Genomic DNA, 19,694 nt, shown 5'->3' on the forward strand with positions numbered 1-19,694 from the left:
CCACGACGGAACGTCGCGCGGCTGCGGTGGTCTCTCGCGGGTCTTATCCGTCGAAGGTCGCGATGCTCGGGGGGCCTGGCTGAGACGCGGGGCGGGGCCGCCCTCATCCGGTGGCGTATTCGAGTTGAGGCGCCAGCACGCGGTCGTCATCGGCATGCAGGGTGACCGGGATGGTCTTGGCCGCCGGGGTCTTGCTGCCGATGGCATAGTGCCAGATCGGCATCAGCACGTTGCATTCCGGATAGTAGCCACCGATGCAGCCGATGGGGATGTCGTAGGCGACCACGAGCATGTCGGAGAGCCGGCGATCGATCCCGTCATCGGCGACGGTCTTCAACGTCACCGCCTGTCCGATCTTCAGCCCGAGCCTGTCGATGTCCGAGCGGTTCATCAGCACCACTTTACGGGTATTCTTGATGCCCCTGAAACGATCGTCGTAGCCGTAGACCGTGGTGTTGAACTGATCGTTCGAGCGTAGCGTCATCAGGCGCAGGACGCCGTGACCGACGTCGGGCATGTCGGCGTCCTCGTCCAGGCCGGTCGGCGTCACGAGGTTCGCCCGGCCCGTATCCGTATGCCATTCGCGCTTGTTCGCAGGCAGGTGACGCTGGAAGCCGCCCGGCTCCCACATGCGCCGCTCGTAATCCCAGAAAGAGTCCGGCAGCGTCTCTGCGATTTCCTTGCGGATCTCGGCGTAATCCTCCTGATAGGCGTCCCAGCGCACGCGCGGATTAGGCTCCAGCACCCGCCGGGCCAACTCGCAGATGAGACGGACCTCGCTGATGAGGTGGGGCGAGGCCGGGCGGCGCAGGCCCCGGTTGCCGTGGATGCAGGCGGAGGTGTCCTCCATCGAGAGGACCTGCTGCCCCGCTTCCGTCTCGTCGATTTCCAGGCGGCCGATCACCGGCAGGATGTAGCTGACCGCGCCCGGTAGCAGGGCCGATCGGTTGAGTTTGGTGATCACGTTGACGGTGAGCCGCAGGCGGCGCCAAGCCGGCTCCATCTGGCCGTGGTCGGGGATGGCCCGCACGAAGTTCCCGCCCAGCATGAAGAAGGCCTGTACCTCGTCCTTCAGGATCGCTTCGCAGGCCTCCACGGTGTTGTAGCCGGCCTCTCGCGGTGGCTCGAAGCCGAACTGTTCGCCCAGCCGGTCCAGGGGAAAGAGTTCGGGCTTTTCGGTGATCCCCACCGTGCGCTGGCCCTGAACGTTGGAATGTCCGCGAATTGGGCAGATTCCGGCACCCACGCGGCCGAGATTACCGCGCATCAACAGGAGGTTGACCAGCATCCGCACGGTCTCGACCCCGGCCCGGTGCTGGGTCAGCCCCATGCCGTAGACGCCGATCACGGCGTGCGATTGGCAATAGACGCGCGCCGTTGCTTCCATATCCGCGCGGTGGAGGCCCGAACGGCGCTCCAACTCGTCCCAGTTCTGGAGGCGAAGCCAGGCGGCGAAAGTCTCGAAGCCGTGGGTGTGCTCGGCGATGAAGGCCTCGTCCAGCACGGCCGGGCCGCCCGCTTCCCGTGACGCCTCGTGCGTGTCCAGCACCGCCTTGCAGATGCCGGCCAACGCGGCGAGATCGCCGCCAGCCTTGACCTGGTGATACTGCGAGCTGATCCGGGTATCCTTGCCGGTCAGCATCTCGGTCGGCGATTGCGGGTTCAGGAACCGTTCCAGCCCGCGCTCACGCAGCGGATTGTAGGTGATGATCGGAACGCCGCGCTCGCTCGCCTCCTGCAGCGGGTGCAGCATGCGGGGAGCGTTGCTGCCCGGGTTCTGACCGAAGAACAGGATGCAGTCGGACTTGCCGAAATCCTCCAGGGTCACCGTCCCGACGGCCTGTCCGATGCTGGCGGGCAGCGCCACCGAGGTGGTCTCGTGGCACATGTTGGACGAGTCAGGCAGGTTGTTGTTGCCATAGAGCCGGGCAAAGAGCTGGTACAGGTAGCTCGCTTCGTTCGACAGGCGGCCCGAACTATAGAACACCGTGCCCTTGTGACGGTCCCCGACTGCGCGCAGCTCCTGGGCGATCTCCTCCAGGGCATGCCCCCAGGAGACGGGCACGTACTTATCGCTGGCGGCGTCGTAGCGGAGCGGGTGTGTCAGGCGGCCCGGCTGTTCGAGGTGGAAATCGTCCCAGCCCCGAAGTTCGGTGACGGTGTGCTCGGCGAAGAACTTCGGCGTGCAGCGATGTGCGGTCAGCTCCCAGGCTACCGCCTTGACGCCGTTCTCGCAGAACTCGAACGGCAGGGGGCTCGCGGGCTTCACCCAGGCGCAGCTGTTGCACTGGTAGCCGTCGACCTTGTTGTGGCGGGTCAGCGCGATCGGCACGCTCGCCAGCACCCCTTCGCGCCGCAGGATGTTGCCGACGGAGCGGGCCGAGCCCCATCCCCCTGATGGAAGGCGGTACGGCTTGTAGGTGGGCTTATCCAATGAACGATCTCCGTGCCAATACAGCTGCGGGAACATCGGCCGTCTCGTCAGGTTCTACGTCCGGCCCATGCATCCATGTATAGTTGCAAAATCAGGTGCGGCATTATCGGAGGTTACGATGATGATTGATCGAGATTACCTTCTAAAGAAGCCGGCTGGACCGTCCGCGCCGAAGTTTTTCTTGGATACGACCATCGTGCCGCTTGTCGCAAATCTCGCCGGTGGCTTCGAAGTCGCCTTGGATCGCTCGGCCAGGCGCATGGGAGTCAGACCCTCACGGATCCTGGCAGGGGCAATGAGCCTCGCCGCATTGGGCACTCTTTGTCTGATGCGCCGGCGCGGCGCGACCCGTCATCCTATCGAGAGAGCAATGAAACCTGCAGCCTGCGATGTATAAGCTTGGACTTATCGGGTTCGGAGGGGCCGCGGGGCCGGGACACCGAGCAAGCTTCCGTGCCAACGGGCCGGTCCGGTCTCCCGCAACGTCCAGGCTCCGCCGGATACTGGGACTAGACTCAGACTGAGGTCCAAGCCGTGGCCACCTGACCCAGAGTAGAGAGCAAGGCGCAGGTCGGCCGCGACTTTACCTCCTGATGACATGCGATCAGGACTGGACTTCGTTCCGGTCGCGATCGTGTTTGGGCCGGGCTGCAAGCGCGCTCGGGCGGAGCTCGCCGAGGCTCCTGCGACGGCGGCACCTATCATGTGCGACCTGCCCCGATCCTCCCGAAAGCCGGTTCCCACCGTTCGGGTCGATGCTGTAGACGGGCAGGCATGACATCCGCCCCTCTCGTCCGCTTCGCGCCCTCGCCCACGGGGTATCTCCATATCGGCAACGCCCGTCCGGCGCTGTTGAACGCCTTGTTCGCACGGGCGCATGGCGGGCGCTTCCTGCTGCGCCTCGACGACACCGACCGCGAGCGCTCGACGGAGGAATTCGCCAAAGCCATCGAGGAAGACCTCGCCTGGCTCGGCATCGTGCCCGATCTCTTTGCCCGCCAGTCGGACCGCTCCGCCATCCACGACGCGGCGGCCGAGCGGCTGAAGGCGGCGGGCCGGCTCTATCCCTGCTACGAGACGCAGGAGGAACTCGAGCGTCGACGCCGGCGCCAGCTCGGCCGTGGCCAGCCGCCGATCTACGACCGCGCCGCGCTCAGCCTGACCGATGACGAGCGCGCGGCCTTGGAGGCCGAAGGGCGCACGCCGCATTGGCGCTTCAAGCTCGACGCCCGCACCGTCGCCTGGGACGATCTCGTGCGCGGGCCGGCGCATGTGGATTGCGCTTCCCTCTCGGACCCGGTGCTGATCCGCGCCGATGGCAGCTACCTCTACACGCTGCCCTCCGTGGTGGACGATGCCGAGATGGGGATCACCCATGTCATTCGCGGCGAGGACCACGTCACCAATACCGGCGTGCAGGTGCAGATTTTCGAGGCCCTGGACCAGCCGGTGCCGATCTTCGGCCACCACAACCTGCTCACCACCGCCGATGGCGAAGGCCTGTCGAAGCGGCTCGGCCACCTCTCTCTCCGGGGCCTGCGCGAGGCGGGCTATGAACCCGGCGCGGTGCGCTCCCTCGCCGTGCTCACCGGCTCGGCCGAGGCGGTGCGCGCGGTGCCTAACCTCGACGAACTCGCCGCCCTGGTCGATCTCTCCCACATCTCGCGGGCGCCGGCGAAATTCGATCCGCAGGAACTCGACGGGCTCAATGCCCGCCTGATCCATGCCATGCCGTATGAGGAGGCACGCGAACGCCTCCTCGGAATGGGCATCCCGGGGGAACGGGCGCAGGCGTTCTGGGCGGTGATCCAGCCCAACCTCACCAAGGTCGGGGACGCCGCCGAATGGTGGCGGATCGTGGCCGGGGAGGTGACGCCGGTCATCGCGGATGCGGGCTTCGCCGCTGCCGCCCTGGACGTGCTGCCGTCCGAGCCCTGGGACGGCCAGACCTGGAAAGCCTGGACCAATGCAGTGAAGGAGCGGACCGGCGCCAAGGGCAAGGCCCTGTTCATGCCGCTCCGCCTCGCGGTGACAGGGCTGGAGCACGGCCCGGACCTCTCGGGCCTGCTGCCCCTCATCGGCCGGGACATTGTGGCGGCGCGGCTCGGCGGTCGCGACTGACAGAATCGGCCCGAAAAGCGGATCCCGCTTCTCCTGCCAAGCGGCGCTGATCCCGACCGATGGTCGTCTTCAGCGCGTTCGGCGGACGCCCGCCGCCGCGCAGTCACGCGGGCGGCCGACGATGAGTTCTCCTCATCGTCGGCCGGTCTCAGACCGATGCCGGTCGGCCTCATACCCCCTCCGGTCGGTCGCTTCGGTCAGGTTGGCCGGAGCCGGCTCCCTCTCCCGTGTGGGAGAGGGGACCCGCGCTCGCCGGACACCGAATGTAGCGGCCGGAGACGGCCTCAGGCTGCTCTTACGCTGGCGAGGAAGCGGCGGACCTCGGCGTTCAGGTGCTCGGATTGGCGAGAGAGCTCGCCCGCCGAGCCGAGCACTTGGGATGCGGCGGCCCCCGTCTCTTCGGCGGACCCCGCGACGCCCGAAATGTTGCTCGTCACTTCGCTCGTTCCCGTCGCGGCCTGGGCGACGTTGCGGACGATCTCCTGGGTCGCGGCCCCCTGCTGCTCCACCGCCGCGGCGATGGTGGTCGCCACCGAATCGATCTCGCGGATGCGGGCCGTGATGGAGGCGATGGCCGAGACCGCCTCGTCGGTCGCCCCCTGGATCTGGGAGATCTGACTGGAGATGTCCTGGGTCGCCCGCGCCGTCTGGCTGGCCAGTTCCTTGACCTCGGTGGCCACCACGGCGAAGCCTCGGCCGGCCTCTCCCGCGCGGGCTGCCTCGATGGTGGCGTTGAGGGCGAGAAGGTTGGTCTGGGCGGCGATGTTCGAGATCAGTCCCACGACGTCGCCGACGCGGGAGGCGGCCTGGGACAGTGTCTGCACCAGGGCCGCCGTCCGGTCGGCTTCCGAGACGGCGCCCTGGGCGAGATCGGCCGATCCGCTGACCTGCCGTCCGATCTCCTGGACGGAAACGCCGAGCTCCTCCGCCGCCGCCGCGACGGTGTTGACGTTGGTGGCGGCTTCCTCGGCGGCGGCGGCCACGGTCATGGATTGGCTCGCCGTTTCCGTGGCGGTGGAGGTCATGGTCTGGGCAGTGGCCTGGAGTTCGGTCGCCGAGGCCGACACCATCTGGATGATGCCGCCCACGGCGCCTTCGAAGCTGTCGGCCATGGCGATCATCGTGCGCTGGCGCTCGGCCTGGGCGACCTCCTCGGCGAGACGCCGGATGTCGGCTTCCTCGGCGGCCTTCCGGGCGACCATGGCCTTGATGCCTTCCACCGCCTTGCCCACGGCGCCGATCTCGTCGCCGCGCCGGGCCTCCACGATCTCGGCGTCGATGTCTCCCCGCGCCATACGCTGCAGGACCGAGACGAGGCCCCGCAAGGGACGGGTGATGCCGAACATCACGATGAACCCGCTGAGGGCAACAACAACGGTCAGTCCGAGCGCCGCGATGGCAATGAGGCTCTGCACCGTATTGGATACTTCCAGTTCCAGGGCGTGCTTACGGGCCTGCATCTCCTCCGTGACCCGCTGGCTGCGCTCCTCGATGAGAGCGTACAATTTGGCCCGCGCCGGCCGCCCCTCGTCCTGGATCACCTTCATCGCCTTGGCGGCATCGTTCCGCATCGCGTACACGATGGAACGGTCGAGAATGCCGAAGTAAGTTTCGACCATCTGTCGCAGGTCGTGACCGATCTTGCGGCGTTCCGGCGTCTCGGCCAAGGCGATCAGCTTGTCGACGTAGACCAGCGCCGCCTTGGTCGCTCCGTCATAACGCGCCTTGTACTGGTTCATCACCTCCTGTTGCGTCTCCACCACGATATTTCGGCTGAGCAAAGCGGCGTCCGTGGCATGGAGCTGCGCACGGAGGTAACTCTCCTGCCGGACCGTGGCGACGTCGGCGAAGTGATTCGTCTGCTCCAGGACGCTGTTCAGCGAGGCACGGGCGTAGACGACGAGACCTATCGCCATAAGGCCCATCAGAGTCAGCGGGACGGCAATTTTGAGCATCACGCTCAGATGTCCAATGAACTTCATTGCATGCTCCGATGCCATGTGAATTATTATACAGATATTAGACACAGATGTTATAAGGAATATTAGATAAAAAATTATTAAACTCAAATTATAATAATTATATACAGTACATCTCGATCTCTATCCAGAACACCTCGCGGCGGCGGTGCCTTCTCGGCGATAAAGCTGTTCGGTTCGATCGTTCAGGTGCGGCTGCGATCTGATGCGCTTCGACCAAGGTCGAAGTCATGCGGCTCGGCAAACGCCGACGGCCGTCGAAGTAAAGACGCGACGTCGAGCCAGTCCGTGCCGTTGGGCATAGGCTCCGCGGCACGGCCTCGTCTGGATGAGGATGGACGGGACGCAGGCCATCCACCATTCGTCCGTCGCGAGAACGGTCCGAGACCTTCGGAAAGGCGGGACGGTCAGGCGATCCGCGACACCAGGATCTTGTCCACGCGGCGGCCGTCGAGATCCACCACCTCGAAGCGCCATCCCGCGATGTCACAGGTCTCGCCCGTCTCCGGCAGACGCTGAAGCTTGGCGATGACGAGGCCGGCGGCGGTCTCGTAGTCGCGGCTCGATTCGAGCTTGATGCCGAGCTGGTCGGCCATCTCGTCCACCGGCATCCAGCCGGCGATGAGCCAGGACCCGTCCTGGCGCTGCACCGCCTCGGGTTCCGAATCCTCGGAATGGAATGCGCCCGCGATGGCGTCGAGGATGTCGGCCGGCGTCACGAGCCCGTCGAAATGGCCGTATTCATCGTGGACCAGGGCCATCGGAACGTCGGCCGCCTGAAGGGCCGTGAGTGCGTCGAGGGCGTCGAGCGTATCGGGCAGGACGGGGGCGCTGCGGATATAGGCGCGCAGGTCGAACCGCTCGTTCTCGATGAGCGCTTTGACCAGTTCGCGCACCTGCACGACGCCGAGCATGTTGTCCGGGTTGCCCTCGCCGACCGGGATGCGCGAATGCGGGCTCGACACCAGCATGGCGCGGATCTCCTCCGGCGCCTTGTCGAGGTCGATCCAGTGGACGTCGGTGCGCGGGGTCATGACGCCCCGCACGGCGCGGTCGCCGAGGCGCAGCACGCCGGCGATCATCTTGCGCTCGTCGGTCTCGATCACGCCCGCCGTCTCGGCCTCCGCGACGATGGTGCGGATCTCCTCTTCGGTCACCGCGCTGGCGCTGGAGGCTTCCTGGCCGAACAGCCGGAACACCGCGCGCGTGGAGGCGTCGAGGAGCCAGACCGCCGGAAGCGCGATCCGCGAGATGAGACGCATCGGGCGCGCGACGAAACAGGCGATGCCCTCAGGGTCGCGCAGGGCCACGTGCTTGGGCACCAATTCGCCGATGATCACCGAGAGGTAGGTGATGATGGCGATGACGATCCCGTATCCGAGAGGATCGGCCACGGGTTTCGACAGGCCCGCCTCGAATAGGATTTCCGTGAGGCGCTCGCCCAGGGCCGCGCCGGACACGGCACCCGACAGGATGCCGACGAGGGTGATGCCGATCTGGACGGCGGAAAGGAAGCGCCCCGGATTCTCGGCGAGGGTGAGGGCGGCCTGGGCGCCGGGCCGGCGCGCCTCCACCATCATCCGCAGCCGCGACTTCCGCGACGAGACGACGGCGAGTTCGGACAGCGCGAAGGCCCCGTTGAGGGCGATCAGAGCGACAGCGACGGCGAGCTCGAACACGTTCGGTTCCGTAAGCCGGAGCCGCTTGGACCAAGCGAGCCGGACTTCCTCAGTTGTCGGCGATTGCTCGCCTGTCGCTCCGGTGAGCGACGACGATCGCCTAGATGGGCCGTCGCGGCGGGCGGGTCAACGGTCGTGGCCGGAGGATGTGGCCGGGACGAGGGGCGGCAGGCGCGAAAGTCGGAGCGCGATGGCCAGCGCGAGCCCGTAAAGCCCGCCGAAGAAGGCGACGACCCCCGTCCACCCCGCATGATCGAAGAACCAGCCTCCCGCCGTCCCGAGCACCGACGAGCCCAGATAATACAGGGACAGGTAGACCGAGGAGGCCTGCGCCCGGTCGCGGAGGGCGCGTCGCCCGATCCAGGAACTCGCCACCGAATGGGCGCCGAAGAAGCTCACCGTCACGACGACGATGCCGGCGATGATGACGGGAAGGCGCTCCGACAGGGTCAGCAGAATACCGACGATCCCGAGCAGGATGGCGAGCCACAAGACCCGGCGGCGTCCGAGCCGGCTGGCGATCTCTCCGGTCACCGCCGAACTGAACGTGCCGGCGAGATAGACCACGAAAATCGCGCCGATGGCCGACTGGCTCAGGTTGTAGGGCGGATCGAGCAGGCGGAAGCCGATGTAATTGTAGACGCTGACGAAGCCGCCCATGAGCAGGAACGCCTCCGCAAAGAGCCAGGGCAGGCCCGGATCGCGGAAATGCTGGCCGAACGTGCCCGGCACCTGGCGCCAGCGCATCCGGTTGGCGAGGAAGCGCCGCGATGGCGGCAAACCGCGCCAGAATAGGATGGCGGCGATGAGCGCCAGGATTCCGATGGTCCCGAGGCCCACGCGCCAGGACAGATGATCGGTGACGATGCCGGCGATCAGCCGCCCGACCATGCCGCCCATGGCGTTTCCGCCGATGAGGAGCCCCATGGACAGGCCGATGGCGCGGGCATCCATCTCCTCGCTGAGATAGGCCATGGCTACGGCCGGCAGGCCGCTCGCCGCCAGCCCGGTGAGCGCGCGCAATGCCAGGAAGCCATGCCAACTCGGCACGATCACGGCGATGAGGGTGAGGATCGCCGACGCGAAGAGGGAGGCGACCATAATCGGCTTGCGCCCCCACACTTCGGAGAGCGGGCTGACCACGAGGAGCGCCAGGGCCAGCATCGCGCAGGGAAGCGACAGCGACAGGCTGCTCTCGGCCGGGGAGACGTGAAACTCATCGGCGAAGACCGGCATCAGCGGCTGGACGCCGTAGAGCACGGCGAAGGTGGAGAAGCCTGCGGCGAACAGAGCGAGGGTGGTCCGACGAAAGATCGGCGTTCCCGCCGTGATCAGGCGGTCGCTCTCCTCGGCCATGGTCGCCGGTCTCCTCGATGTCGCGCGCTCGCGGGAGTGTTGGAGAAGCACGGAACGGCGCGGGCCGCACCCCTCTTTCGAGACATGCGGCCCGTGACGTCACGACAATGCAGCTAAGCCGACTTACTTGGGCGGAGCGTCCGCAGTCTCGCCCTGCTGCTGGATCAGCGGGGTGATGCGGCGCACCGTGACCCGACGGTTCTCCCGCGAGGCGTCCTGGGTGTTCACCTTCAGGGATTGCTCGCCATAGCCCTGGGTGGTCAGGTTCTCCGGCGGCACCTGGAAGTTCTGGCTGAGTACCGTCGCTACCGACTGGGCGCGACGATCCGAGAGCGACAGGTTGTCTACCTCACTGCCCACCGCATCGGTGTAACCCTCGATGAGGAACACTTCCTGCGGGTTGGCCTTCACCGCCTGGTTGATCGCCGCCGCGATGTTGCCGAGCCGTGAGGCCTGATCGGGTGTGACGTCGAACGATCCAGTATCGAAGGTGATCGTATCGATGTCGACGCTGCGCATCCGTGCCCGCAGCTGCGGGCTGTAGCGCACCTGATCGAGCGTGTAGCGGCGGTCCACCGCCACCACCGGCGGGGCGGACAGGGCCTCGTAGACCTGCCGCTCGTCGGCGCCCTCGTAATTCACCACGTAGCGGTCGCGGGGAATGCGGATGTCCGGCGGCGGCAGGTCGACGACATCCTCGTAGATCGGACGCTGGGGACCGCCGAAGCCGTTGTCGATGATCACGACCTCGCGGCCGTCGCGGAAGCGGCGCGAACGGCGCACGAGGCGGCCGTCATCGTCCACCACGGTGACGATCTGAATGCCGCCCGGACGGTCGAGATAGGTGATCGTGTCGCCGCCACGACGCTCGCTGCGGTAGGCACCGCGGTCGAGGTACCGGAAGCGCTCGTTCTCGTCGTGACGGATGAAGTAATTGTCGCGGTCCCGCACGATGATGCGGCCGGGCTCGCGGATATAGGTCCGTCCACCCTCGTTGAACTCGCGCCGGTCACGGCGGACCTCGTCGTAGCTGCGGACATCGTTGCCGCGGAACCCGCCCTCGACATAGCCGGGCCGGCCTGGACGGTTGAATACGTCACGGCGGTCCCGCTCGTCCTTGCGCTCGAACGCTTCGCGGCGTTCACGGTCGCGGCGCTCGATCTCGCTGCGCCGATCGGAATCGCCCGCTGCCGGGGTGCGGTCGGTATTTCCGGGAAGGTTGGGCGTGCCGGGCCGGTTGTCGTCCGACGTGCCGCGCCGGTCATCCGGGCCGCGCCGGTCGTCGGAGCCACGCTTGTCATCGGAGCCACGTCGATCGTCAGGGCCCCGCTTGTCGTCCCCGCGCCTGTCGTCACGGTCGTTCTTGTCCTGCGCCTGACCCGGCGGGACGAACGGCTTTCCCGGAACCCCGGGACGGGCATTCGGAGCAGGCTTCGCGTCCGGCGCCTTGGTGTCAGGAGTCCTGGCATCCGGCGCCTTGGTGTCAGGCGTCTTGGCATCCGGGGTCTTGGCATCCGGGGTCTTTGCATCAGGCGTCTTGGCATCCGGCGTCGCGTCCGGTCCGGTGCGGCGGGCGGGCTCGGGCTTCTCGTTCCGGTCCGGCCTTTCATTCCGGTCCGGCTTGTCTCCACGCTCCGGCCGGTTCTCCCGGTCGGGTCTGTCGGCGCGCTCGGGCTTGTCGCCGCGATCGGGTTTGGCGCCCGTATCGGGTTTCTCGTTCCGGGCAGGACGGTCCGGGCGGGCGGGACGATCGGGTGTCGCGTCGCGCTCGGGAGCAGCGGGGGCACGCTCGCGGGGAGCTGGAGCCTCCTTGGGTGCCGGACGGGCGGGGGCCGGATCCGCATCGCGCTCACGCGCGGCAGGAGGGGTCGGCCGTTCGGCCGGCGCACGGTCGGGCTTCTCGGGACGATCAGGGCGCGCGGGCCGCTCGGCCGGGGCGCGCTCCTCGCGGGCAGGGGGCTTCTCCTGGCGCGGCTCGGGACGTTCCGCCCTTTCAGGACGTTCAGCCCTCTCAGGACGTTCGGCGCGCTCGGGACGCTCCGCTTTCTCAGGCCGCTCCGCCCGCTCGGGACGCTCGGCTCTCTCGGGCCGGGCCGCGCCGCCACGGGGAGCATCGCCGCCTCCGCGCGGATCACCGCGCTCGGCTCCGGGACCTGCCTGCGCGAGCAGCATCACGCCCGGCCCACCATTGTCGGGGCTGGCCGAAAGGGGGCCCGATAGGATCAGGGCCGGCAGCATGGTGCCGGTCAGAAAGAGCAGGCGGAGGTTCCGCATGGATGGTCACTCACAAAGGTTGATGTGGCCATCGGAACCGAATGGAGCCGGGATGGTTCCAAATTCATTCCCGGATCATTCGCCCGTACTCTGCCGCCCTGCGCGGCTTCAAAGTCGTGGCAGGCGGAGAAAACCGTTCACCGTCAGGGAGTTACGCCCATGACGCTCGGTGCGATCGGTGACTTCGCGGGGGAATGCTGCCTCGTTCGTTCGGCGTTTCGGCGATGGCCTCTAGGGCGCTATCGACCGAGCCGGCGCCGCGATCATGTTCGGCGCGATAATGCGGATATTGGCGCGCTCTTCGCCGCTAGGGGGGGGCGTCTGAGCCGTGGCTCCGTCGCGAACCGAACCGGATTCGGACAGGATGGCCCCGTTCCGGGTCGCCGCATCGGCGGCGATGGCGGCCACGGTCTTGTCCGCGCGGCCCGCGAGGGTGACGCGCACCTTCGGCCGCGACATGGCCTCCGCCTGCATCGGCGTCACGAAGATGTCGCCCTTGTGCCGGACGAGCATGCTCTCGGCCTTCACCAGGGACTGAGCCCAGGTCTGGTTCGCCTTCTTGCACGAACAATCGGGCGTGAAGCTCTTCTGGTACTTGAACGCGTTGGCGAGGGAGACGTAGGCACGACTGCCCTTGATCGACGCGGCCTGTTTCAGGCCGTCATCGCCATGAGGCATCGAATAGGCCACCGCCTCTGTGCCGGGGCAGAGAGCCTGGCACAGTTCGTTTGCCCCTTCGCGACCGTCGGGCAGATTGTTCATCGGGAAGTAGGCGCCGTCGCAGGTCCGGACACAGACGACCTGCGCCCCGCCCCGTCCGCGCTGCTCGCCCACGGGGCCGTCCACGACCTTCTGCCCGGTCTCGGCGCAGGAGGATGCAATGGCCGCCGTGAGTTGACGCCGCCGGGCGGCGGTGACTTCGCCGTTCTCCGCGCCGTACCCGGCCTGGAGCGCCCGGATGCGCTGCTCCACCGCGCCGCATTGCGGGGGGCGCGAATCGAAGAACAGGAACTTGCCGCCCTCGCAGCTCAGCGTCCGGTAATACGCCTCCAGCCGGCCGATCTCGTTCTGCAGGGCGCGGGCGGTGTTGGCGCCGTCGCTGAGATTGGCGAGCTCGTAGCGGTATCGCTGGCACTGGGCGTTGGGCGCCTGTGCCTGCACGGCTGTCCCGAACGCGATGGCGACCATGGCGGCGCCGAACGTTGCGACGAGCTTGCGGATCTGTGGAGGGATCAGCGGCATGACCTGTCAGGAACGGGTGTGAAGCTGGGCGGTTCCGGCCCTCGGACAGGGTACGGAAGAGCGCTTTAGCAAAGGTTGTCTAACCGCCCTCGCGAGAGCGGGACAGTGTTCCCACATGCCCATCGACAAACTTGAGGGGAATGGTGTGATGATGTGTCTTCGGAGTCTCACAAGCAGGGCGGTGGCTGTGGGGTTGGCCGGGCTGGCGATGGGCGGAGCGGTGGCCCGCGCAGACGATACGGACCGGATCTTCGATAAATCCACCGTGTGGCGTCCGCTCACCCCCAACGACAAGCTGGTGGTCTACGGCATCGACGACCCGGAGGTCTCCGGCATCGCCTGCTGGTACACGCAGCCCGAGAAGGGCGGCATCAAGGGCACGCTCGGCCTCGCGGAGGACGTCTCCGACATCTCCCTCGCCTGCCGGCAGGTCGGCCCGGTGGCGTTCAAGAATCCGAAGGACAAGCTGAAACAGGGCGAGGTGGTCTTCAGCGAGCGACGGTCATTGATCTTCAAGTCGATGCAGATCGTCCGCGGCTGTGACGCGAAGCGTAATACGCTGATCTACATGGTCTATTCCGACAAGGTGATCCAGGGTTCGCCCAAGAACTCCACCACGGCGGTGCCGCTGATGCCCTGGGGCACCACCGACGCGCCGCCCCGCTGCGGCGATTTCTTCAAGAGCTGATCCGGCTCCGGAGGCGGCGCCGGCATCGGGCCGGGCCGCCTCGAACGACCGGGATCGATCCTTGCAGATCAGTCCTTGCCGATCAGTCCTTGCAGGTGATGCGGATCGGCGGCTCGACGGGCTTCGGCGCGGGCGGCTGATCGATGGTGCCGGTATAGTCCTCGGGAGCGGCCACGCCGAAGGAGCCGGCGACGGCGAAGCCTTGCGCCTCGCACCAGGCATCGGCCACGACCTGTCCGCAGGAGCCGCTGCCCGCCACCAGGCATTCGCCGACTCCGTAACCCTCGCCGGCGGGAATCAGGAACGTCTTCTCCACCTGACCGGGCACGCGGGCCGGCTTCTCGCCGTCATCGACGGCCAGGGCAGCGGAGGAAATGAGCGCAAAGGCGCAGAGAGCGCCGAGACCGGCAGCCGAGCGTCGCATGGGCAAGACCTTGATGACGGGATCCACGAAAGGCGGGATTCACCGGATGGGAGGATTCGCGTTTGGGAAAATCTCGGCCTCGTCGGTAAACAAATCCTTTCCGGATCGTCGCGACCTTGACCGAAGCTCTCCCGGCGTCGTTCTCGAATTCATCACCGTTTTGGGGTAGCCCAGTTGCTCGGCAGGGTCCGTCGCCTCCGTGCAACACGCAGGGAGCTTGGCATCCGGCTTGTCCGATCACCTCGGTTCGGGGGCATGTGCCTCGCGAATCGTAAAAGTTGATCGGTTCTCGGGATTTAGGGCATGGGGACGGGCGGCCTCCACAGGTGGCGGCACGGTCGCGTTCCAGGGTTACGAAAGACGGTTTCATGGCGCCGATGTTGCGGCTCTACAACACCCTGACCCGCGAGAAGGCGCCGTTCGCGCCGATCGATCCGACGCATGTGCGGATGTATGCCTGCGGACCGACGGTCTACGACGCGGCCCATATCGGCAATGCCCGGCCGATCATCGTCTTCGACCTGCTGTTCCGACTGCTGCGCCATCTCTACGGCGAGGCGCATGTCACCTATGCCCGCAACGTCACGGATGTGGACGACAAGATCAACGCCCGCGCGGCCGAGCGCGGCATCACCATCCGGGAACTCACTGACGGGACGCTCGCCGCCTTTCACGGCGACATCCGCGACCTCGGCGTGCTGATGGCCGAGGACGTGAACGTTCCGGGCGAGCGCCCGCGCTTCATCGAGCCCCGCGCCACCGACCACATCACCGAGATGCACACGATCATCGAAGGGCTGGTGGCATCGGGTCATGCCTATGTGGCGGAAGGCCATGTGCTGTTCGACGTGCCTTCGATGCCCGATTACGGCGCGCTCTCGAAGCGGCCCCTCGACGAGATGGAATCCGGCGCGCGGGTCGAGGTCGCCCCCTACAAGCGCTCGCCCCTGGATTTCGTCCTGTGGAAGCCCTCCAAGCCCGGCGAGCCGTCATGGCCCTCGCCGGCCGGCATCGCCGAGCCGGGGCGGCCGGGCTGGCACATCGAGTGCTCGGCCATGTCGTGGAAGCATCTGGGCAAGACCTTCGACATCCATGCCGGCGGTCTCGACCTGATCTTCCCTCATCACGAGAACGAGGTGGCCCAGTCGCGCTGCTGCTTTTCGACGGACGTCATGGCCAATGTCTGGCTCCATAACGGCTTCCTCCAGGTGGAGGGGCAGAAGATGTCCAAATCGCTGGGCAACTTCGTCACCCTGCGCGAAGTGCTGAAGGATTGGCCCGGGGAGGTCGTGCGCCTCGCCATGCTGAAGACGCATTACCGCCAGCCCATCGACTGGACCGTGCGCGGGCTGGAGGAGGCGGCGAAGATGATCGACCGCTGGTACGGCATCGTCGGCGACGTGACCGCCGGACCCGAGGCGCCGGCCTCGGTGGTGGAGCCGCTCCTCGACGATCTCAACACCGCCGCCGCCCTCGCCGAGCTGCACCGCCTCGACGACCCAGCCGCGTTGAAGGCCGGTGCGGGCCTGCTCGGCCTGCTCGCAGGCACGAAATCCGCGCGGGAGGATAAAGCCATCGCCGCTGCCGGCGTCGACGTGGCGGCGGTGGAAGCCGCGATCGAGGCCCGCCGCGCCGCCCGCGCTGCCAAGGACTGGCCCGCCTCCGACCGCGCCCGCGACGCCCTCGCCGCCATGGGCGTCACCGTGAAGGACAACAAGGACGGCACCACCACTTGGACGGTGTCGCCATGATCGCCCCCTCGGACCGGAAGCTCATCGTCGTCGCCGATGCGGGGCCTCTGATCCGGCTCGCCGCAGCGGGCATCCTCTATACGCTGCGCGGTCTCAACCGGCGGATCGTACTGGTGGACCGGGTCGAGGAAGAGGTGGTCGGTGACCTCTCCAAGCCCTTTGCTGCCGAGATCGCCGCCTGGATCGATGGCCTCGGCGAAGCCGCGCTCCGGGTCGAGACCGTGGTCGGCATCGGTGTCGCGGCCCTGCGCGCCCGGCCGCGGACTCCAGCGGGGGATGCGTTGCTCAAGTCAGCCCTGCGCGATTCCGGCGAGCAGGCTCTGCGCGAGTTCGTGGCGCATTGGCACCCGACCGAGGCGAGTTCGGCGGTCGTGCTCTACGAAGATCGGAAGGTCGCGACCCTCTTCCTCGACGTGGAGTTCCCCGTGACGCTGATGACGACACGCGCCTTCGTGGCGACGGTGACGCGCTGGGGCATCAATCAGGACGCGATCGCCGCCCTTGAAGCCATTTCCGGTCTCTATGACACGAAGCCGGCCCTCGTCGGTGAGATCGACCCGAGCCAGCCCGGCGACCTGCGGACGTTGCCGCAGCCGATGCCGACACACGCGTAGGGGGGCGCGGACACAAGGTCTTCCGGCGGGCATCGTCCGCCTTCCGCTTCGTCGCCTCCGCCTCAGCGACAGGGTCGGCCCGGATGGCAGTTCGGGTTCCCGCCCGATGGCGGAGCCTGCCTCTGCTGGCGCTGAGCCGCCTGTTGTTGCTGCTGCATCATCTGTTGCCGCTGGGCGGCTTGTTGCTGTTGTTGCTGGGCCTGCATCTGCTGACGTTGCATCATCTGCTGTTGCTGGTGCATTTGCTGGCGCTGGGCCTGTTGCTGCTGCTCCATCTGCATGCGCTGTTGCTGGCGGGCCTCCTGGATCTGAAGCCTCTGCTGCTGGCGTTGCAGGGCATCGGAATCCGGGCCGCGTCGCGGCGGCTGGCCGGGCACTTCGCGATTGGGGTTGGCCGGCTCCCGTCTGACGCGCTCTGGGCCGTTCTGCTCGAAACCCGGCCGGGCCACTCTATCGTGCCCCGGACGCCCCTCGCGGGCGCGGTCGACGAGCGGCTGGTCGAGGGCGGGACGCAGCTGCGGTCGTTCGGCTTTGGCGGCGGCGCGGGCCGCCTCCCGGCGCTCGATCCGTTCCGGGCGCAAGGCTGCGCGGTCGGCTGGATCGGCGTTGCCGCGCCCGGCTAAGGGTCCGCCGGGGTTCACCGCATCGGGCGGGGCACGACGGTCGATGGCGGCCTTCCGGTCCGGCCCGGTCTTGCCGTCCCCCGCGTGCACTCGGTCGGGCGGTCCGCCGACGTCGCCGGACGGGCGCGTGTTCGCGACCGGCCTCGGCTCGGGCAAAGCCTTCGGGTCCGGCCGCGCGGCGCGCGGATCTGGGGTGCTCAATGCGGGGAGCGGGCGGCCGATGCGGGGATCGTTCGGTCTTTCGTCGCGGGCGCCCGGCTGCAGGCCGGAGCGGTCGCGGCGAGGGCCGTCGGCGTTGTGACCGGCGTCGTGACGGCCGGCGCGGTGCGACAGGGAGGGCGGCAGCGCCACTCGGGCGGCGAGTGCCGCCGCTCCGAGACCGGCCGCACCTCCGATGATCGCGGCGGCCGAAGGTCCGCGAGGCCGCTCGATGACGCGCCGGTTGATCTCGTTGATCACGACCGTGTTGTGGATGTTCCGGTAGATCACGTTGTCCGGCGGCGCGACGATATAGGCGGGTGCGCTCACATAGGCCGGGACCGGCTCGAAGAGGGGGACGGGGAGGGCGAACAGCTCGTCCTCGGGCGGCGGCGCCGCGATGTCGACGATATAGGCCGGACGGGGTGCCAGCACGCCGGGGGGCGGCGGGGGCAGGGCATAGGCCGGGTCGTCGAAGGCGACGACCTGCCGGTCGAAATAGCTCTCCTCCTCCGGCGGCGGCGGATGCAGGTCAAAGGAGAGCGCGGTGAAGGCTTCGGGCGGTCGCGGCGGGGCGGAGAGACGGGCGAGGCGGCGGCGCGCATCCGCCGCGTGCGGTCCGCGCGGGTAGCGCGAGAGGTAGGACCAGTAGGCGTCCTGCGTGCCGGACGACAGGGCGCGACGCCAGGTCGTCGCCTCGCGCCGGGCGGCCACGATGGCGCGCACGCGCTTGGCCATCGGGTCGTCGGGATAGGCCCCGAGGAAATCCTGGTAGCCCTGCAGCGTGTCGCGCTCGACCGCCACCGAATAGGCGTCCCGCGCGCCGATCTCGCCTAACGGGCGGTCGCGGAGGGGCGCGGTCGGCTCGGGCTGCGCCTGGGCGGGCGCGTCGGCATTGCGCTCGAAGAACACGAACGGTGCCTCGATCCGGGCATCGTCCCAGGGCATGGCCGCGCCTTTGGTGGTCTCGTTCACCCGCAGGCGCACCCGGTCGAAGAGCGCCGCCGGCTGGAGGCCGCCCTCGCGGATCATTTCCACCAGGGCCTGCGCATAGGCGCCATAGGCCCCCGTCTCGGGCGGCGCCACGGTGCCGGGCGCCGCGTTGTAGGCGATGAGGCTGCCGGGTTCGGCCTCCACCAGGGCGAGACCGCCGGCGAGCGGTTCGCCCGTCTTCACGAACGGGTTGGCGCGGGCCGCGTCGAGCACCACGAACCGGGCCTTCAACGGCACGGTGGAGAGGCGCTTGAGATAGTCCGATACCCGCAGGGCCGCGACCGGAACGTCGACGGCGGTGGCGATGCGGGCATCCACCGGCGCGAAGAAGGTCTCGCCCTCGAGCTGCAGCCCGTATCCGGCGAGATAGACGAAGGCCACCGTGTCCGGCCCCGAGGCCGCCGCCTTGTCGAGGAAGTCGCGCAGGGCTTTGCGCAGGGCATCCTCGTCGAGGTCGCGCGCCCCCACGACGTCGAACCCCGCCGCCTGCAGCGTCTGCGCGATGAGGCCGGCATCGTTGGCGGCGGTGGCGATGGGCGCCCCCTCATAGGCGCCGTTGCCGACCACGAGGGCGATGCGCGTCTCGGTCTGCTGCGCCTGTGCCGGCACGGAGATCAGCAGGGCGGCGAACAGGGCCGCGAAGACGGCGACATATCGGGACAGGACCATCGCCGGGAACCTCCGCCGCATCACGCTGCGAGCGACATCATACGGAGCATCGCGGACGACCAGAGCGCGAGCCATCGCACAATCGTGCAGGAGGGGGGCCTCGTCCAGGGATGACCGGAATCGGCCTTACCAAATCCTCGCTCCGAGCGGCGACGATCGCGACTCAGGGATGCGCCTGTCCGCTGGGCCGGTGATCGAAGGTCTACGTTCGATGTCCGCTCTTACTCGGCACGATCGATCGGTGCCCGGAGTGCTTTCGCCACCCTCGGTGACGTTCCGGCGGCACTTTCCATCACCGAGCCGACCGTTGTGCCGAATGTCGTGTTCCTTATCGGCCCACGCGTCCTTTCAACGTACGACATTGTCGGTCATGGAAGTCTTCGCTAGGCAGAGGGCGTCGCGCTTAGTGCTATTTTTGGGAAAAATATTTACTTATATACTACAATGAACATCTTTAATTTGTCGATAAGGAATAGTTTGGAGCTTTTCCAGAGAGTAGTGGAATTACAACAGGTGTTTAAGAACTTGATTACGCCCACTCATGATGGATGAGGCGTGCTTGTAGCGAACAGCTTTGTCCTTCTACAGATCTCGATGCCGGCCAAGACATGCCGAGACTTGAGACGACGACATCATGAATAAGCTAAAA

General features: G+C 67.4%; 12 protein-coding genes. 4 read left to right on the plus strand and 8 right to left on the minus strand.

Annotated features, from left to right (window positions below; all coding sequences use genetic code 11):
• Window positions 1-103 precede the first annotated feature (103 nt).
• Complete coding sequence (locus ACYQOP_RS10130; protein WP_461222302.1) at window positions 104-2,470, minus strand: FdhF/YdeP family oxidoreductase; 2,367 nt, start codon at window positions 2,468-2,470, stop codon at window positions 104-106.
• A gap of 738 nt (window positions 2,471-3,208) precedes the next feature.
• On the opposite strand from ACYQOP_RS10130, the gene gltX reads away from it, so the two are divergent.
• Window positions 3,209-4,555, plus strand: a complete 1,347-nt coding sequence (gene gltX / locus ACYQOP_RS10135; RefSeq protein ID WP_461222303.1) for a glutamate--tRNA ligase — start codon at window positions 3,209-3,211, stop codon at window positions 4,553-4,555.
• A gap of 284 nt (window positions 4,556-4,839) precedes the next feature.
• On the opposite strand, the gene ACYQOP_RS10140 is transcribed toward gltX, so the two are convergent.
• The 5 genes from ACYQOP_RS10140 to ACYQOP_RS10160 all read right to left on the minus strand — a co-directional run bounded on the left by ACYQOP_RS10140 (window position 4,840) and on the right by ACYQOP_RS10160 (window position 13,085).
• The gene (locus ACYQOP_RS10140; RefSeq protein WP_461222304.1) at window positions 4,840-6,537 is read right to left on the minus strand and encodes a methyl-accepting chemotaxis protein; all 1,698 of its coding nucleotides are present in this window, start codon (window positions 6,535-6,537) and stop codon (window positions 4,840-4,842) included.
• Window positions 6,538-6,941: 404 nt separating this feature from the next.
• Window positions 6,942-8,213, minus strand: coding sequence for a hemolysin family protein (locus ACYQOP_RS10145; RefSeq protein WP_056434635.1), 1,272 nt, complete (start codon window positions 8,211-8,213; stop codon window positions 6,942-6,944).
• A gap of 126 nt (window positions 8,214-8,339) precedes the next feature.
• Complete coding sequence (locus tag ACYQOP_RS10150) at window positions 8,340-9,569, minus strand: MFS transporter (protein ID WP_461222305.1); 1,230 nt, start codon at window positions 9,567-9,569, stop codon at window positions 8,340-8,342.
• A gap of 123 nt (window positions 9,570-9,692) precedes the next feature.
• Entirely contained in the window at window positions 9,693-11,843 is a 2,151-nt protein-coding gene (locus ACYQOP_RS10155) for an OmpA family protein (protein WP_461222306.1), read from the minus strand.
• A 231-nt stretch (window positions 11,844-12,074) separates the two neighbouring features.
• Window positions 12,075-13,085, minus strand: a complete 1,011-nt coding sequence (locus tag ACYQOP_RS10160) for a DUF2865 domain-containing protein (protein ID WP_461222307.1) — start codon at window positions 13,083-13,085, stop codon at window positions 12,075-12,077.
• Between the two features lie 208 nt (window positions 13,086-13,293).
• On the opposite strand from ACYQOP_RS10160, the gene ACYQOP_RS10165 reads away from it, so the two are divergent.
• Complete coding sequence (locus ACYQOP_RS10165) at window positions 13,294-13,773, plus strand: CreA family protein (protein ID WP_419951416.1); 480 nt, start codon at window positions 13,294-13,296, stop codon at window positions 13,771-13,773.
• 82 nt (window positions 13,774-13,855) lie between these two features.
• Here the strand turns inward: ACYQOP_RS10165 and ACYQOP_RS10170 are convergent, their stop codons facing one another.
• Window positions 13,856-14,197, minus strand: coding sequence for a hypothetical protein (locus ACYQOP_RS10170; RefSeq protein ID WP_056434739.1), 342 nt, complete (start codon window positions 14,195-14,197; stop codon window positions 13,856-13,858).
• A gap of 368 nt (window positions 14,198-14,565) precedes the next feature.
• Here ACYQOP_RS10170 and cysS point away from each other — a divergent pair, with 368 nt between their 5' ends.
• On the plus strand, window positions 14,566-15,948 hold the full coding sequence (gene cysS / locus ACYQOP_RS10175; RefSeq protein WP_311276613.1) for a cysteine--tRNA ligase: 1,383 nt from the start codon (window positions 14,566-14,568) through the stop codon (window positions 15,946-15,948).
• On the plus strand, window positions 15,945-16,562 hold the full coding sequence (locus tag ACYQOP_RS10180) for a hypothetical protein (protein WP_461222308.1): 618 nt from the start codon (window positions 15,945-15,947) through the stop codon (window positions 16,560-16,562). Before cysS ends, ACYQOP_RS10180 begins: the two co-directional genes overlap by 4 nt.
• A 62-nt stretch (window positions 16,563-16,624) precedes the next feature.
• Here the strand turns inward: ACYQOP_RS10180 and ACYQOP_RS10185 are convergent, their stop codons facing one another.
• Window positions 16,625-19,045, minus strand: coding sequence for a caspase family protein (locus tag ACYQOP_RS10185; protein WP_461222309.1), 2,421 nt, complete (start codon window positions 19,043-19,045; stop codon window positions 16,625-16,627).
• Between the last annotated feature and the right edge of the window lie 649 nt (window positions 19,046-19,694).

The sequence above is a fragment of the Methylobacterium sp. CM6247 genome (assembly GCF_054817925.1).

Bases quoted from the DNA above. Each gene is read 5' to 3' on its own strand.
- ACYQOP_RS10155 (WP_461222306.1), bottom strand. From the start codon at position 11,843: ATGCGGAACCTCCGCCTGCTCTTTCTGACCGGCACCATGCTGCCGGCC.
- ACYQOP_RS10130 (WP_461222302.1), bottom strand. From the start codon at position 2,470: ATGTTCCCGCAGCTGTATTGGCACGGAGATCGTTCATTGGATAAGCCC.
- ACYQOP_RS10170 (WP_056434739.1), bottom strand. From the start codon at position 14,197: ATGCGACGCTCGGCTGCCGGTCTCGGCGCTCTCTGCGCCTTTGCGCTC.
- ACYQOP_RS10180 (WP_461222308.1), top strand. From the start codon at position 15,945: ATGATCGCCCCCTCGGACCGGAAGCTCATCGTCGTCGCCGATGCGGGG.
- ACYQOP_RS10185 (WP_461222309.1), bottom strand. From the start codon at position 19,045: ATGGTCCTGTCCCGATATGTCGCCGTCTTCGCGGCCCTGTTCGCCGCC.
- ACYQOP_RS10150 (WP_461222305.1), bottom strand. From the start codon at position 9,569: ATGGCCGAGGAGAGCGACCGCCTGATCACGGCGGGAACGCCGATCTTT.
- ACYQOP_RS10165 (WP_419951416.1), top strand. From the start codon at position 13,294: ATGGGCGGAGCGGTGGCCCGCGCAGACGATACGGACCGGATCTTCGAT.
- gltX (WP_461222303.1), top strand. From the start codon at position 3,209: ATGACATCCGCCCCTCTCGTCCGCTTCGCGCCCTCGCCCACGGGGTAT.
- ACYQOP_RS10160 (WP_461222307.1), bottom strand. From the start codon at position 13,085: ATGCCGCTGATCCCTCCACAGATCCGCAAGCTCGTCGCAACGTTCGGC.
- cysS (WP_311276613.1), top strand. From the start codon at position 14,566: ATGGCGCCGATGTTGCGGCTCTACAACACCCTGACCCGCGAGAAGGCG.
- ACYQOP_RS10140 (WP_461222304.1), bottom strand. From the start codon at position 6,537: ATGAAGTTCATTGGACATCTGAGCGTGATGCTCAAAATTGCCGTCCCG.